Source organism: Streptomyces sp. NPDC093065, from assembly GCF_044754585.1.
Taxonomy (GTDB): domain Bacteria; phylum Actinomycetota; class Actinomycetes; order Streptomycetales; family Streptomycetaceae; genus Streptomyces.
Window position 1 is genome coordinate 130235 of sequence record NZ_JBIVPJ010000011.1, and the last position, 14595, is coordinate 144829.

Annotated in this window: 13 protein-coding genes; 12 read left to right on the forward strand and 1 reads right to left on the reverse strand. The window is 71.1% G+C overall.

Annotated features, from left to right (window positions below; all coding sequences use genetic code 11):
* Positions 1-71 precede the first annotated feature (71 nt).
* The 4 genes from ACIQFU_RS20600 (at position 72) to nusB (ending at position 3315) form a co-directional block, all read left to right on the forward strand.
* Positions 72-968, forward strand: a complete 897-nt coding sequence (locus ACIQFU_RS20600) for a Pro-rich N-terminal domain-containing protein (RefSeq protein WP_402553292.1) — start codon at positions 72-74, stop codon at positions 966-968.
* A 178-nt stretch (positions 969-1146) separates the two neighbouring features.
* Positions 1147-2253, forward strand: coding sequence for an aminopeptidase P family protein (locus ACIQFU_RS20605; RefSeq protein WP_402553294.1), 1107 nt, complete (start codon positions 1147-1149; stop codon positions 2251-2253).
* Positions 2254-2317: 64 nt separating this feature from the next.
* Complete coding sequence (gene efp / locus ACIQFU_RS20610; protein WP_373906320.1) at positions 2318-2884, forward strand: elongation factor P; 567 nt, start codon at positions 2318-2320, stop codon at positions 2882-2884.
* Between the two features lie 2 nt (positions 2885-2886).
* Positions 2887-3315 (forward strand): transcription antitermination factor NusB, encoded by a 429-nt coding sequence (gene nusB, locus ACIQFU_RS20615; protein ID WP_007447535.1) that lies wholly within the window; start codon positions 2887-2889, stop codon positions 3313-3315.
* Between the two features lie 202 nt (positions 3316-3517).
* On the opposite strand, the gene bldD is transcribed toward nusB, so the two are convergent.
* The gene (gene bldD, locus ACIQFU_RS20620) at positions 3518-4021 is read right to left on the reverse strand and encodes a transcriptional regulator BldD (protein ID WP_007447547.1); all 504 of its coding nucleotides are present in this window, start codon (positions 4019-4021) and stop codon (positions 3518-3520) included.
* Between the two features lie 297 nt (positions 4022-4318).
* On the opposite strand from bldD, the gene pyrR reads away from it, so the two are divergent.
* The 8 genes from pyrR (at position 4319) to pyrF (ending at position 14392) form a co-directional block, all read left to right on the forward strand.
* On the forward strand, positions 4319-4936 hold the full coding sequence (gene pyrR, locus ACIQFU_RS20625; RefSeq protein ID WP_402553296.1) for a bifunctional pyr operon transcriptional regulator/uracil phosphoribosyltransferase PyrR: 618 nt from the start codon (positions 4319-4321) through the stop codon (positions 4934-4936).
* Between the two features lie 113 nt (positions 4937-5049).
* Entirely contained in the window at positions 5050-6030 is a 981-nt protein-coding gene (locus ACIQFU_RS20630) for an aspartate carbamoyltransferase catalytic subunit (protein ID WP_402553298.1), read from the forward strand.
* A gap of 4 nt (positions 6031-6034) precedes the next feature.
* Positions 6035-7321: a dihydroorotase gene (locus ACIQFU_RS20635; RefSeq protein WP_402553299.1), complete on the forward strand. Its 1287-nt coding sequence runs from the start codon at positions 6035-6037 to the stop codon at positions 7319-7321.
* Positions 7318-7893 carry a hypothetical protein gene (locus ACIQFU_RS20640; protein WP_402553301.1) on the forward strand — a complete coding sequence of 192 codons (576 nt, stop codon included), beginning with the start codon at positions 7318-7320 and terminating at the stop codon, positions 7891-7893. The genes ACIQFU_RS20635 and ACIQFU_RS20640 overlap by 4 nt, the downstream gene beginning before the upstream one ends.
* A complete protein-coding gene (gene carA / locus ACIQFU_RS20645) occupies positions 7890-9047 on the forward strand; it encodes a glutamine-hydrolyzing carbamoyl-phosphate synthase small subunit (protein WP_402553302.1) in 1158 nt (385 codons plus the stop codon). Before ACIQFU_RS20640 ends, carA begins: the two co-directional genes overlap by 4 nt.
* Entirely contained in the window at positions 9040-12348 is a 3309-nt protein-coding gene (carB, locus tag ACIQFU_RS20650; RefSeq protein ID WP_402553304.1) for a carbamoyl-phosphate synthase large subunit, read from the forward strand. The genes carA and carB overlap by 8 nt, the downstream gene beginning before the upstream one ends.
* Before the next feature lie 95 nt (positions 12349-12443).
* Complete coding sequence (locus ACIQFU_RS20655) at positions 12444-13550, forward strand: quinone-dependent dihydroorotate dehydrogenase (RefSeq protein ID WP_402553305.1); 1107 nt, start codon at positions 12444-12446, stop codon at positions 13548-13550.
* Positions 13547-14392: an orotidine-5'-phosphate decarboxylase gene (gene pyrF / locus ACIQFU_RS20660; RefSeq protein ID WP_402553307.1), complete on the forward strand. Its 846-nt coding sequence runs from the start codon at positions 13547-13549 to the stop codon at positions 14390-14392. Before ACIQFU_RS20655 ends, pyrF begins: the two co-directional genes overlap by 4 nt.
* The last annotated feature ends 203 nt before the right edge of the window (positions 14393-14595 follow it).

Genomic DNA, 14595 nt, shown 5'->3' on the forward strand with positions numbered 1-14595 from the left:
TAGCAGGACGGCGGGCCCCCTTCCCGCCGCCAGCGCCCATCGCCTGCCTGTACGAGACGGAGTGGCACCGGATGCAGCACCCAGTGGGTTCTCCGCTGCCGCCGCCCCACCAGCCGGGGCACGGACCGGCCCTCGGCTGGTCCCCGGCCGCACACCACCCTGGTCCGCCCCAGGGACCCGCCCCCGTCCCGCCTCCGGCACCGGGGCACCCCATGGCACCGCTCCAGTCCCCGGCCGCGCACCCGGCCCCCGGCCCGGCCCCGCGTCAGCCGGCTCCCGCCGCGGGGCCGCCCCGGCCGGCCCCCGCCGCGCCCGCGCCGGAGACCACGGGCCATGTGCCGCTGCCCCCCGGCGGCCCGGTGGCCGTGCCCAGCGTGCCCCCCGCCACGGCCGCCGCGCCCGACCCCACCACGACCACCCTGGCCGTGCTGCTCATCGGCCCCGCGGGCGCCGGCAAGACCAGCGTCGCCAAGTACTGGGCGGACCACCGGCGGGTCCCGACCGCGCACATCAGCCTCGACGACGTCCGCGAATGGGTCCGCTCCGGCTTCGCCGACCCCCAGACCGGGTGGAACGAGCACTCGGAGGCCCAGTACCGCCTCGCCCGCCGCACCTGCGGCTTCTCCGCGCGCAACTTCCTCGCCAACGGCATCTCCTGCATCCTCGACGACGCGGTCTTCCCGGACCGCCCGGTCGTCGGCCTCGGCGGCTGGAAGCGGCACGTCGGCCCCGGCCTGCTTCCGGTCGTCCTCCTGCCGGGCCTGGACATCGTCCTGGAGCGCAACGCCGAACGCAGCGGCAACCGGCGCCTCACCGACGAGGAGGTCGCCCGCATCCACGGCCGCATGGCCGGCTGGTACGGCTCCGGCCTCCCCATCATCGACAACTCCCAACTCGACATCCCGGAAACCGCCCAGCTCCTCGACGAGGTCCTCTCCCGCTCCATAGCGAGCCCCCCGAACTGGTAAGCGCCGGGGAGGAAAGCGCCCCGAAGGGGAGCGGGGAACGGCGCGACAAGCCCCCACCGGCGGTAGGCCGCCACACAATCCAAGGCCCCACCCCTACAGGCGCACCCCGCGGTCCCCGGCCCCGCCCACTCGGCCCACCCGAGCGGCACACCAACCGGCGGAGCCATACGCTCGGCTCATGTCAGAGGTCTACGCGGCCCGCCGGACGCGCCTACGGGAACGCTGCAACGCGGGCGGCAGCGCGGCGGCGCTCGTCTCCCGGCCCGCCAACGTGCGCTATCTCGCCGGCGCCGCCCCGCACGGCGCCGTGCTGCTGCTCGGCAGGACCGAGGACCTGTTGGTCTGCTCGGGCCCGCCGGACGACCGGCCCGCACAGGGCCGTCCCGACGAGGCGCTGCCCGTGCGCACGCTGCCCGGACCCGGCGGTGATCCGGCCGTCACGGCCACCGGACTCGCCGCGGACCAGGGCGCCGAGTCCCTCGCCACGGAGGACCACCACCTCACCGTGGTCCGGCACCGGGCCATGTCCTCGGTCGCCCCCGCGCTGCGCCTGACCGACCTCGGCCAGGCCGTCGAGCAGCTCCGGGTCGTCAAGGACGAGGAGGAGATCTCCTGCCTGCGCATCGGCGCCGAGATCGCCGACCAGGCACTCGGCGAACTCCTGGAGTCCATCCTGGTCGGCCGCACCGAGCGGCACCTGGCCCTGGAGCTGGAACGCCGCCTCGTCGACCACGGCGCCGACGGCCCGGCCTTCCCCACCTCCGTCGGTACCGGCCCGAACTCGGGGCGCCGCGGCCACCGGCCCACCGACCGGAGGGTGGAGGAGGGCGACTTCCTCTCCGTGTGCCTGGGCGCGACGTACCGGGGATACCGCTGTGAGATCGGCCGTACGTTCGTCATCGGCACCTCGCCGGCCGACTGGCAGATCGAGTTGTACGACCTCGTCTTCTCCGCCCAGCGAGCCGGACGTGAGGCCCTCGCACCCGGTGCGGCCTGCCGTGATGTGGACCGCGCCACTCGCCAGGCACTGGACTCGGCGGGGTACGCGGAGAACCTTCCGGCGCTCACCGGTCACGGTGTCGGACTCGAAATCGACGAGGACCCGCAGTTGGCCCCCGCGGCCATGGGTAAACTGGACGCTTGTGTGCCGGTCACCGTCGAACCGGGAGTCCACCTCCCGGGCCGGGGCGGGGTCCGGATCGATGACACGCTCGTCGTGCGCCCCGAGGCGGACGGCGGACCCGAGCTACTCACCATCACGACCAAGGAGCTGCTCGCGCTCTAGCCTCGCGCTGTGCGCGCAACCCCGAGGTCGTCCACGTCAGTCCAGTCCAGGAGATTCCCAAACCGTGGCTTCCACGAACGACCTCAAGAACGGCCTGGTGCTCAAGCTCGAAGGCGGCCAGCTCTGGTCCGTCGTCGAGTTCCAGCACGTCAAGCCCGGCAAGGGCCCGGCCTTCGTGCGCACCAAGCTCAAGAACGTGCTCTCCGGCAAGACCGTCGACAAGACCTTCAACGCCGGGGTCAAGGTCGAGACGGCCACCGTCGACAAGCGGGACATGCAGTTCTCGTACATGGACGGCGAGTACTTCGTCTTCATGGACATGCAGACCTACGACCAGCTGCACATCGACCGCAAGGTCGTCGGCGACGCGGCCAACTTCCTCGTCGAGGGCTTCGAGGCCACCGTCGCGCAGCACGAGGGCGAGGTCCTCTTCGTCGAGCTGCCGGCCGCCGTCGAGCTGACCATCCAGGAGACCGAGCCGGGCGTCCAGGGCGACCGCTCCACCGGCGGCACCAAGCCGGCCATCCTGGAGACCGGTCACCAGATCAGCGTCCCGCTCTTCATCACCACCGGTGAGAAGATCAAGGTCGACACCCGTACGAGCGACTACCTCGGCCGGGTGAACAGCTAACCGTGGCTGCTCGCAACACGGCCCGCAAGCGCGCCTTCCAGATCCTCTTCGAGGGCGACCAGCGCGGCGCCGACGTCCTGACGGTGCTCGCCGACTGGGTCCGGCACTCCCGGTCCGACACCCGGCAGCCGCCGGTGAGCGAGTACACGATGGAGCTGGTCGAGGGCTACGCCGCGCGAGCGGAACGCATCGACGAGCTGATCGCCCAGTACTCGGTCGACTGGACGCTCGACCGGATGCCGGTCGTCGACCGCAACATCCTGCGCCTGGGCGCGTACGAGCTGATCTGGGTCGACGAGACCCCGGACGCCGTCGTCCTGGACGAGATGGTGCAGCTGGCGAAGGAGTTCTCGACGGACGACTCACCCTCGTTCGTCAACGGCCTCCTGGGTCGGCTGAAGGACCTGAAGCCGTCGCTGCGCCGCGAGTAGCTCCGCAGGTTGTGCGGGGGCGCAGCGTCGTGGGGGTGCGGTGGCGTGAGCGGCTGCGGGTTGTCTGTGGCTGGTCGCGCAGTTCCCCGCGCCCCTTACGCGGCGCTGAGCCTACGACGTGCAAAAAGCCGCCGGGGTGGCCGGGACCGAATGAACGGTTCCGGCCACCCCGGCGGCACGTTTCTGCTGAGGTGATCGAGGCTCAGAGTTCCTCGTGGGACGCCACCGCGCGGCGCGCGTCCGCGTCCAGGACGCCCCAGCTGATCAGCTGCTCGGTCAGGACCGAGGGCGACTGGTCGTAGATGACGGCGAGCGTGCGCAGGTCGTCCTGGCGGATCGAGAGCACCTTGCCGTTGTAGTCACCGCGCTGCGACTGGATCGTCGCCGCGTAGCGCTGGAGCGGGCCCGCCTTCTCGGCCGGCACGGTGGCCAGCCGCTCCAGGTCCAGGACCAGCTTCGGCGGCGGCTCGGCGGCGCCGCCCGGGGTGGTGCCCGGCAGCAGCTCCTGTACGGGGACGCCGTAGAAATCCGCCAGCTCGGCGAGGCGCTGCACGGTCACGGCACGGTCGCCGCGCTCGTACGAGCCGACCACCACGGCCTTCCAGCGGCCCTGGGACTTCTCCTCGACACCGTGGAGGGAAAGGCCCTGCTGGGTGCGGATGGCCCGGAGCTTGGCCCCGAGCTGTTTGGCGTATTCGCTGGACATATGGCTCCCCGGACAAGGTGTCGACGCGGCAGGCTCTGTTGTCGGCCGCGCGGCTGGTAACTCACTGTGAGGTTACGCAGCGTTACTCTGCTGCGTCAAGCCGAATGGTCCGCACCGGCTCTTCCGTGATATTCGCCTTCCGTTGCTCCGAACGGGTGGTCGGGATGCGGCAGACGGGTGATGGGGGGAGTGTCAGGGGGCTGCCGGACCGGTTTTGTGGGCCTGGTACCGTAGGTGGCGCAAATCCGACGTCCTTTAAGGTCCGTCCCGTGAGGCGGAGAAGGGGGTCCGTTTCGTATGGACAAGCAGCAGGACAAGAAGCAGGACGTGCAGAGCGGCCGGCAGTCGGTCGCCCAGTCCGAGGCCCGGCCCGTGCTGGAAGGGCCCGACATCGCGCGGGTGCTCACCCGCATCGCCCACGAGATCGTCGAACGCGCCAAGGGCGCCGACGACGTGGTGCTCCTCGGCATCCCGACCCGCGGCGTCTTCCTCGCCCGGCGGCTCGCCGACAAGCTGGAGCAGATCACCGAGCGCAAGATGCCGGTCGGCTCGCTCGACATCACCATGTACCGCGACGACCTGCGCATGCACCCGCCGCGCGCTCTCGCCCGCACCGAGATCCCCGGTGACGGCATCGACGGCCGGCTCGTCGTCCTCGTCGACGACGTGCTCTTCTCCGGCCGCACCATCCGAGCCGCCCTCGACGCGCTGAACGACATCGGCCGCCCGCGCGCGGTGCAGCTCGCCGTCCTCGTCGACCGCGGCCACCGCGAACTGCCCATCCGCGCCGACTACGTCGGCAAGAACCTCCCGACGTCGCTGCGGGAGACGGTCAAGGTCCAGCTCGCCGAGGAGGACGGTCGCGACACCGTGCTGCTCGGTGCCAAGCCGGACGCCCCGGGCGCCCGCCCGTAACACCCGCGTACGCGCCCGTCCGAGCCGTACGCCTGCTCGGCGCGCCCCCGCATGCGCCCGGCCGCCCGAATCATCCCGCTCTTCCGCATGAATCGCCCTACGGAGCCTGACAGATGCAGCGTCATCTCATCTCGGCCGCCGACCTCACCCGCGACGACGCCGTCCTGATCCTCGACACCGCCGAGGAGATGGCCAGGGTCGCGGACCGGCCGATCAAGAAACTGCCGACCCTGCGCGGCCGTACCGTCGTCAACCTCTTCTTCGAGGACTCCACCCGGACCCGGATCTCCTTCGAGGCCGCCGAGAAGCGCCTGTCCGCAGACGTCATCAACTTCACCGCCAAGGGCTCCAGCGTCTCCAAGGGCGAGTCCCTCAAGGACACCGCCCAGACCCTGGAGGCCATGGGCGTCGACGCCGTCGTCATCCGGCACAGCGCCTCCGGCGCCCCCTACCGCCTGGCCACCTCCGGCTGGATCGACGCCCACGTCATCAACGCGGGCGACGGCACCCACCAGCACCCCACCCAGGCCCTCCTGGACGCCTTCACCATGCGCCGCCGCCTGGTCGGCCCCGACGCCGGCCTCGGCAAGGACCTCGACGGCCGCCGCGTCACCCTGGTCGGCGACATCCTGCACAGCCGCGTCGCCCGCTCCAACGTCGACCTGCTGCACACCCTCGGCGCCGAGGTCACCCTCGTCGCCCCGCCCACCCTGCTGCCGGTCGGCGTCGGGACCTGGCCCTGCGAGGTCTCCTACGACCTCGACTCGACCCTGACCAAGTCCGACGCGGTGATGCTGCTGCGCGTACAGCGCGAGCGCATGAACGCCGCCTTCTTCCCCACCGAGCGCGAGTACTCCCGCCGCTACGGCCTCGACGGCGAGCGCATGGCGAAGATGCCCGACCACGCCATCGTGATGCACCCCGGCCCGATGGTCCGCGGCATGGAGATCACCGCCGAGGTCGCCGACTCCGACCGCTGCACCGTCGTCGAGCAGGTCACCAACGGCGTCTCCGTGCGGATGGCCGTCCTCTACCTGCTGCTCGGCGGCGCCGAGCCCGCCGTCTCCCACGCCCGACCCACCGAGGAGAAGTAAGAACATGAGCAAGACCCTGATCCGCGGTGCGAAGGTGCTCGGCGGCGAGCCGCAGGACGTGCTGATCGACGGCACCGTCATCGAGGCGGTCGGCCCGGACCTGTCCGCCGAGGGCGCCGAGGTGGTCGAGGCCGGCGGCAAGGTGCTGCTGCCCGGCCTGGTCGACCTCCACACCCACCTGCGCGAGCCCGGCCGCGAGGACTCCGAGACCGTCCTCACCGGCACCCGCGCCGCGGCGAGCGGCGGCTACACCAGCGTCTTCGCCATGGCCAACACCTTCCCGGTCGCCGACACCGCCGGTGTCGTCGAGCAGGTCTGGCGGCTCGGCCAGGAGTCCGGCTACTGCGACGTGCAGCCCATCGGCGCCGTCACCGTCGGCCTGGAGGGCGCCAAGCTCGCCGAGCTGGGCGCCATGCACGAGTCCGCGGCCGGCGTCACCGTCTTCTCCGACGACGGCAAGTGCGTCCACGACGCCGTGATCATGCGCCGCGCCCTGGAGTACGTGAAGGCCTTCGGCGGCGTCGTCGCCCAGCACGCCCAGGAACCCCGGCTCACCGAGGGCGCCCAGATGAACGAGGGCGTCGTCTCCGCCGAGCTGGGCCTCGGCGGCTGGCCCGCCGTCGCCGAGGAGTCGGTCATCGCGCGGGACGTGCTGCTCGCCGAGCACGTCGGCTCCCGCGTCCACATCTGCCACCTGTCGACCGCCGGCTCCGTCGAGATCGTCCGCTGGGCCAAGTCCCGCGGCATCGACGTCACCGCCGAGGTCACCCCGCACCACCTGCTCCTCACCGACGAGCTGGTCCGGTCCTACAACCCGGTCTACAAGGTCAACCCGCCGCTGCGCACCGAGCGTGACGTGACGGCCCTGCGCGAGGCGCTCGCCGACGGCACCATCGACATCGTCGCCACCGACCACGCCCCGCACCCGCACGAGGACAAGGACTGCGAGTGGGCCGCCGCCGCCATGGGCATGGTCGGCCTGGAGACCGCGCTGTCGGTGGTGCAGGCGACCATGGTGGACACGGGCCTGCTGGACTGGGCCGGCGTCGCCGACCGCATGTCCTTCAAGCCCGCGCAGATCGGACAGGCCACCGGACACGGCCGTCCCGTCTCGGCTGGTGAGCCCGCCAACCTCACCCTGGTCGAGGAGGCATACCGTGGCCGGGTGGACCCCGCGGGCTTCGCCTCGCGCAGCCGCAACACCCCCTACGAGGGTCGTGAGCTGCCGGGCCGTGTGACGCACACGTGGCTGCGGGGCAAGGCCACGCTCGTCGACGGGAAGCTCACGTGACATCTGTAGCACCGGTAATCCTGCTGGCCGCCGAGAAGGAATCGGCGGAAGTGACCGACTGGGCCGCCCGAGTCGGCTGGGTCGTGGGCCTCGGCCTGTTCGTCGCGCTCGTGTACTGGCTGATGCGCGAGGGCTGGAAGTGGCGCGGCACCCTCCAGAGCGACCTGCCCGCCCTCCCCGCCGCGCCCGACGAGCCCGGTGCGGCGAAACTGGTGCTCAGCGGCCGCTACCACGGCTCCACCACCGCCGGGCAGTGGCTGGACCGCATCGTCGCGCACGGCCTGGGCACCCGCAGCAGGGTCGAGCTGACCCTGACCGGCGCGGGACTGGACGTCGTACGCCCCGGCGCCGCCGACTTCTTCGTCCCCGTCGCCGCGCTGCGCGAGGCCCGGCTCGACAAGGGCATCGCCGGCAAGGTCCTCACCGAGGGCGGCCTGCTGGTCGTCACCTGGGCCCACGGCGACAGACTGATCGACTCCGGCTTCCGCTCCGACCACGCGGCCGAGCACAACGAGTGGGTCGAAACCCTGAACGACATGATCAACAAGACGGAAACGGAAGGCGCACGATGACGACCTCCACCAGGGGAGCCCACCGGACTCCCGCCGTACTCGTCCTGGAGGACGGCCGGATCTTCCGCGGCCGCGCCTACGGGGCCGTGGGGGCCACCTTCGGCGAAGCCGTGTTCTCCACCGGCATGACCGGCTACCAGGAGACCCTCACCGACCCGTCGTACCACCGCCAGGTCGTCGTCATGACCGCCCCGCACGTCGGGAACACCGGGGTCAACGACGAGGACATGGAGTCCAAGAAGATCTGGGTCGCCGGCTACGTCGTGCGCGACCCCGCGCGCGTGCCCTCCAACTGGCGCTCCACGCGCTCCCTCGACGAGGAGCTGGCCGCCCAGGGCGTCGTCGGGATCTCCGGCATCGACACCCGCGCCCTCACCCGTCACCTGCGCGAGCGCGGCGCCATGCGCGTCGGCATCTTCTCCGGCAACGCGCTGCCCGACGAGGGCACCATGCTCGCCGAGGTCCGCCAGGCCCCCGAGATGAGCGGCGCCGACCTCTCCGCCGAGGTCGCCACCACCGAGTCGTACGTCGTCCCGGCGATCGGCGAGAAGAAGTTCACCGTCGCCGCGATCGACCTCGGCATCAAGGGCATGACCCCGCACCGCATGGCCGAGCGCGGCATCGAGGTGCACGTCCTGCCCGCCACGGCCACCGTCGAGGACGTCTACGCCGCCGGCCCCGACGGCGTGTTCTTCTCCAACGGCCCCGGCGACCCGTCCACCGCCGACCATCCGGTCGCCCTGATGCGGGCGGTCCTGGAGCGCGGCACTCCGCTGTTCGGCATCTGCTTCGGCAACCAGATCCTGGGCCGCGCCCTCGGCTTCGGCACGTACAAGCTGAAGTACGGCCACCGCGGCATCAACCAGCCGGTGCAGGACCGGACGACCGGCAAGGTCGAGGTCACCGCGCACAACCACGGCTTCGCCGTCGACGCTCCGCTCGACAAGATCGCCGAGACCCCCTACGGCCGCGCCGAGGTCTCCCACGTCTGCCTCAACGACAACGTGGTGGAGGGCCTCCAGCTCCTCGACCGGCCGGCCTTCAGCGTCCAGTACCACCCCGAAGCGGCAGCGGGCCCGCACGACGCCGCCTACCTGTTCGACCGCTTCACGTCTTTGATGAGCACCGCTTCGATGGAGGGCCAGCGTGCCTAAGCGCACCGATATCCAGTCCGTCCTGGTCATCGGCTCCGGCCCGATCGTCATCGGCCAGGCCGCCGAGTTCGACTACTCCGGCACCCAGGCCTGCCGCGTCCTCAAGGCCGAGGGCCTGCGCGTCGTCCTGGTGAACTCCAACCCGGCGACGATCATGACCGACCCGGAGATCGCCGACGCCACCTACGTCGAGCCGATCACCCCCGAGTTCGTCGAGAAGATCATCGCCAAGGAGCGCCCCGACGCGCTCCTGCCCACCCTGGGCGGCCAGACGGCCCTCAACACCGCCATCTCGCTGCACGGCAACGGGGTCCTGGAGAAGTACGGCGTCGAACTGATCGGCGCCAACGTCGAGGCCATCAACAAGGGCGAGGACCGCGACCTGTTCAAGGAGGTCGTCGAGGAGGTCCGCAAGAAGATCGGCCACGGCGAGTCCGCCCGGTCCCACATCTGCCACTCCATGGACGACGTCCTCAAGGGCGTCGACGCGCTCGGCGGCTACCCCGTCGTCGTCCGTCCCTCCTTCACGATGGGCGGCGCCGGCTCCGGCTTCGCCCACGACGAGGAGGAACTGCGCCGCATCGCCGGACAGGGCCTCACCCTCTCGCCGACCACCGAGGTGCTCCTGGAGGAGTCCATCCTCGGCTGGAAGGAGTACGAGCTGGAGCTGATGCGCGACAAGAACGACAACGTCGTGGTCGTCTGCTCCATCGAGAACTTCGACCCCATGGGCGTGCACACCGGCGACTCGATCACCGTGGCGCCCGCGATGACGCTGACCGACCGCGAGTACCAGGTGCTGCGCGACGTCGGCATCGCGATCATCCGCGAGGTCGGCGTCGACACCGGCGGCTGCAACATCCAGTTCGCGGTGAACCCGGTCGACGGCCGCGTCATCGTGATCGAGATGAACCCGCGCGTGTCGCGTTCCTCGGCGCTCGCCTCCAAGGCGACCGGCTTCCCCATCGCCAAGATCGCCGCGAAGCTCGCCGTCGGCTACACCCTCGACGAGATCCCCAACGACATCACGCAGGAGACCCCGGCCTCCTTCGAGCCCACGCTCGACTACGTGGTCGTCAAGGCACCGCGCTTCGCCTTCGAGAAGTTCCCGAGCGCCGACTCCACCCTCACCACCACCATGAAGTCGGTCGGCGAGGCCATGGCCATCGGCCGCAACTTCACCGAGGCCTTCCAGAAGGCGCTGCGCTCGCTGGAGAAGAAGGGCAGCCAGTTCACCTTCGTCGGCGAGCCCGGCGACAAGGAGGAGCTGCTGCGCGAGGCCGTGCGGCCCACCGACGGCCGCATCAACGCCGTGATGCAGGCCATCCGCGCGGGCGCCACCCAGGAGGAGGTCTTCGAGGCCACGAAGATCGACCCCTGGTTCGTCGACCAGCTCTTCCTCGTCAAGGAGATCGCCGACGAGATCGCCGAGGCCCGCGAGCTGACCGCCGACCTGCTCACCGAGGCCAAGCGGCACGGCTTCTCCGACCAGCAGATCGCCGAGATCAGCGGCCTCGGCGAGGACGTGGTCCGCCAGGTGAGGCACGCGCTCGGCGTCCGCCCGGTCTACAAGACGGTCGACACCTGCGCCGCCGAGTTCGCCGCGAGGACGCCGTACTTCTACTCCTCCTACGACGAGGAGACCGAGGTCGCGCCCCGCGAGAAGCCCGCGGTGATCATCCTGGGCTCCGGTCCCAACCGCATCGGCCAGGGCATCGAGTTCGACTACTCCTGCGTCCACGCCTCCTTCGCGCTGTCCGACGCCGGGTACGAGACCGTGATGGTCAACTGCAACCCCGAGACCGTCTCCACCGACTACGACACCTCCGACCGGCTCTACTTCGAGCCGCTCACCCTGGAGGACGTCCTGGAGATCGTCCACGCCGAGCAGCAGGCCGGACCGGTCGCCGGCGTCGTCGTCCAGCTCGGCGGGCAGACCCCGCTCGGCCTCTCCCAGGCACTGAAGGACAACGGCGTGCCGATCGTCGGCACCTCCCCGGAGGCCATCCACGCCGCCGAGGACCGCGGCGCCTTCGGACGGGTCCTGGCCGACGCCGGTCTCCCGGCCCCCAAGCACGGCACCGCCACCACCTTCGGCGAGGCCAAGGCCATCGCCGACGAGATCGGCTACCCGGTCCTGGTGCGGCCCTCCTACGTCCTGGGCGGACGCGGCATGGAGATCGTCTACGACGAGACCCGCCTTGAGGCGTACATCGCCGAGTCGACCGAGATCAGCCCGTCCCGGCCGGTCCTCGTCGACCGCTTCCTGGACGACGCGATCGAGATCGACGTCGACGCGCTGTACGACGGCGAGGAGCTGTACCTCGGCGGCGTCATGGAGCACATCGAGGAGGCCGGCATCCACTCCGGCGACTCGGCGTGCGCCCTGCCCCCGATCACGCTCGGCGGCTTCGACATCAAGCGGCTGCGCACCTCCACCGAGGGCATCGCCAAGGGCGTCGGCGTGCGCGGCCTGATCAACATCCAGTTCGCGCTGGCCGGAGACATCCTCTACGTCCTGGAGGCCAACCCGCGCGCGTCCCGCACGGTCCCCTTCACCTCGAAGGCGACCGCGGTGCCGCTGGCCAAGGCCGCCGCCCGCATCTCGCTGGGCGCCACCGTCGCCGAGCTGCGCGCCGAGGGCCTGCTCCCGGCGACCGGCGACGGGGGCACCCTGCCGCTGGACGCGCCGATCTCCGTCAAGGAGGCCGTGATGCCGTGGTCCCGCTTCCGAGACATCCACGGCCGCGGCGTCGACACGGTCCTCGGCCCGGAGATGCGCTCCACCGGCGAGGTCATGGGCATCGACTCCGTCTTCGGCACGGCCTACGCCAAGTCCCAGGCGGGCGCCTACGGGCCGCTGCCGACCAAGGGCCGCGCCTTCATCTCGGTCGCCAACCGCGACAAGCGCTCGATGATCTTCCCGGCCCGCGAGCTGGTCGCCCACGGCTTCGAGCTGATGGCCACCTCCGGCACCGCCGAGGTCCTCAAGCGCAACGGCATCAACGCCACCGTCGTGCGCAAGCAGTCCGAGGGCACCGGACCGAACGGCGAGAAAACCATCGTCCAGCTCATCCACGACGGCGAGGTCGACCTGATCGTCAACACGCCGTACGGCACCGGCGGCCGCCTCGACGGCTACGACATCCGTACGGCGGCCGTGGCCCGCTCCGTGCCCTGCCTGACGACGGTCCAGGCGCTGGCGGCGGCGGTACAGGGCATCGATGCCCTGAACCACGGCGACGTGGGAGTGCGCTCACTCCAGGAACACGCCGAATTCCTGACCGCGGCCCGCGACTAGCAGCCCCGAGGGGGACACCGGAAACGGTGTCCCCCTCTTCATGAGCCCCAGAGCACCACAGAGGCTCCGTCGCCACAGAGGCTTCACGAGGACACATGTACAAGATCTTCTTCAAGCTCGTCTTCTCCCGCATGGACCCGGAGCGGGCCCACCACCTCGCCTTCCGCTGGATCCGCCTGGCCGTCCGCGTCCCCGTCCTGCGCACCTTCGCGGCCGCCGCGCTCGCGCCCCGCCACAAGGAGCTGCGCACCGAGGCCCTGGGCCTGCGCATGCACGGCCCCTTCGGGCTCGCCGCGGGCTTCGACAAGAACGCGGTCGCGATCGACGGCATGGCGATGCTCGGCTTCGACCACGTCGAGATCGGCACGGTCACGGGCGAGCCGCAGCCCGGCAACCCCAAGAAGCGACTGTTCCGCCTGGTGGGCGACCGCGCGCTGATCAACCGCATGGGCTTCAACAACGACGGCTCGCTGGCCGTGGCGGCCCGTCTGGCCTCCCGTACGCCCGTCCTGCGGACCGTCGTCGGCGTCAACATCGGCAAGACCAAGGTCGTCGCCGAGGAGGAGGCCGTCGGTGACTACGTGAAGTCGGCCGAGCGGCTGGCCCCGCACGCCGACTACCTCGTCGTCAACGTCTCCTCGCCCAACACGCCCGGCCTGCGCAACCTCCAGGCGACCGAGGCGCTGCGCCCGCTGCTGAGCGCGGTCCGCGAGGCCGCCGACCGCACGGTGACCACCCGGCGTGTCCCGCTCCTGGTCAAGATCGCGCCCGACCTCGCCGACGAGGACGTGGACGCGGTCGCCGACCTGGCCGTGGAGCTGGGCCTGGACGGCATCATCGCCACCAACACCACCATCGCGCGCGAGGGCCTCGGCCTGACCTCCTCGCCCGACCTGGCCGGGGAGACCGGCGGTCTGTCCGGCGCCCCGCTCAAGACGCGCTCCCTGGAGGTGCTGCGCCGCCTGTACGCGCGCGTGGGCGACCGGATCACCCTGGTCGGCGTCGGCGGCGTCGGGACGGCCGAGGACGCCTGGGAGCGCATCCTGGCCGGCGCCACGCTGGTCCAGGGCTACAGCGCGTTCATCTACGAGGGCCCCTTCTGGGCCCGAGGCATCCACAAGGGGCTCGCCGCGCGCCTGCGGCAGAGCCCGTACGCCACCCTCGCCGACGCGGTCGGCGCCGACGTGAGGAAGCACGCATGACGGTGACGGAAGCCTTCGGTGCCCGGCTGCGCCGCGCGATGGACGAGCGCGGGCCCCTGTGCGTCGGCATCGACCCGCACGCCTCCCTGCTCGCCGAGTGGGGCCTGAACGACGACGTGGCCGGTCTGGAGCGCTTCAGCCGCACCGTCGTGGAGGCGGTGGCCGACCGGGTCGCCGTGCTCAAGCCGCAGAGCGCCTTCTTCGAGCGCTTCGGCTCGCGCGGCGTCGCCGTGCTGGAGAAGTCGGTCCAGGAGGCGCGCGCGGCCGGTGCGCTGGTCGTCATGGACGCCAAGCGCGGCGACATCGGCTCGACCATGGCCGCGTACGCCGAGTCGTTCCTGCACAAGGACGCGCCGCTGTTCTCGGACGCGCTGACCGTCTCCCCGTACCTCGGCTACGGCTCCCTGAAGCCGGCCGTCGACCTGGCGCGCGAGAGCGGCGCGGGCCTGTTCGTGCTGGCCCTGACCTCCAACCCGGAGGGCGCCGAGGTGCAGCACGCGGTGCGTGGCGACGGGCGCAGCGTCGGGGCGACGATGCTGGCCCACCTGGCCGCCGAGAACGCGGGCGAGGAGCCCATGGGGTCCTTCGGCGCGGTGGTCGGCGCCACGCTCGGCGACCTGTCCTCGTACGACCTGGGCATCAACGGTCCGCTGCTGGCGCCGGGCATCGGTGCCCAGGGAGCCACGCCCGCGGACCTGCCGGGCGTGTTCGGGGCGGCGGTGCGCAACGTGGTGCCCAACGTCAGCCGGGGTGTCCTTCGTCACGGTCCGGATGCGGTCGCGTTGCGGAGGGCCGCCGACCGTTTCGCGGCGGAGATCCGGACCGCGGTCACGGCGTCCTGACTCTGGATACATCCTCAAATCAGAGGCAGTATGTCCTAAATGTCCGGCCTGGCGGAGGCTGACCAGGACTTTTCCGCTGTTCTCGCTGACTCTGGCGGACTTGACCGCTAGTCTCCGTCGAGAGTCAACGGGCGAGCGTGTTGCTCGTGGCTCACCAGGTGAGGGGCGACTAGGTTCCTCACCGGTCCGTATCCGACAGTTCG

Excerpts from the sequence above, each read along its gene's own strand:
- ACIQFU_RS20600 (WP_402553292.1), top strand. The coding sequence starts at position 72 with ATGCAGCACCCAGTGGGTTCTCCGCTGCCGCCGCCCCACCAGCCGGGG.
- ACIQFU_RS20605 (WP_402553294.1), top strand. The coding sequence starts at position 1,147 with ATGTCAGAGGTCTACGCGGCCCGCCGGACGCGCCTACGGGAACGCTGC.
- bldD (WP_007447547.1), bottom strand. The coding sequence starts at position 4,021 with ATGTCCAGCGAATACGCCAAACAGCTCGGGGCCAAGCTCCGGGCCATC.
- pyrR (WP_402553296.1), top strand. The coding sequence starts at position 4,319 with ATGGACAAGCAGCAGGACAAGAAGCAGGACGTGCAGAGCGGCCGGCAG.
- ACIQFU_RS20630 (WP_402553298.1), top strand. The coding sequence starts at position 5,050 with ATGCAGCGTCATCTCATCTCGGCCGCCGACCTCACCCGCGACGACGCC.
- ACIQFU_RS20635 (WP_402553299.1), top strand. The coding sequence starts at position 6,035 with ATGAGCAAGACCCTGATCCGCGGTGCGAAGGTGCTCGGCGGCGAGCCG.
- carA (WP_402553302.1), top strand. The coding sequence starts at position 7,890 with ATGACGACCTCCACCAGGGGAGCCCACCGGACTCCCGCCGTACTCGTC.
- ACIQFU_RS20655 (WP_402553305.1), top strand. The coding sequence starts at position 12,444 with ATGTACAAGATCTTCTTCAAGCTCGTCTTCTCCCGCATGGACCCGGAG.
- pyrF (WP_402553307.1), top strand. The coding sequence starts at position 13,547 with ATGACGGTGACGGAAGCCTTCGGTGCCCGGCTGCGCCGCGCGATGGAC.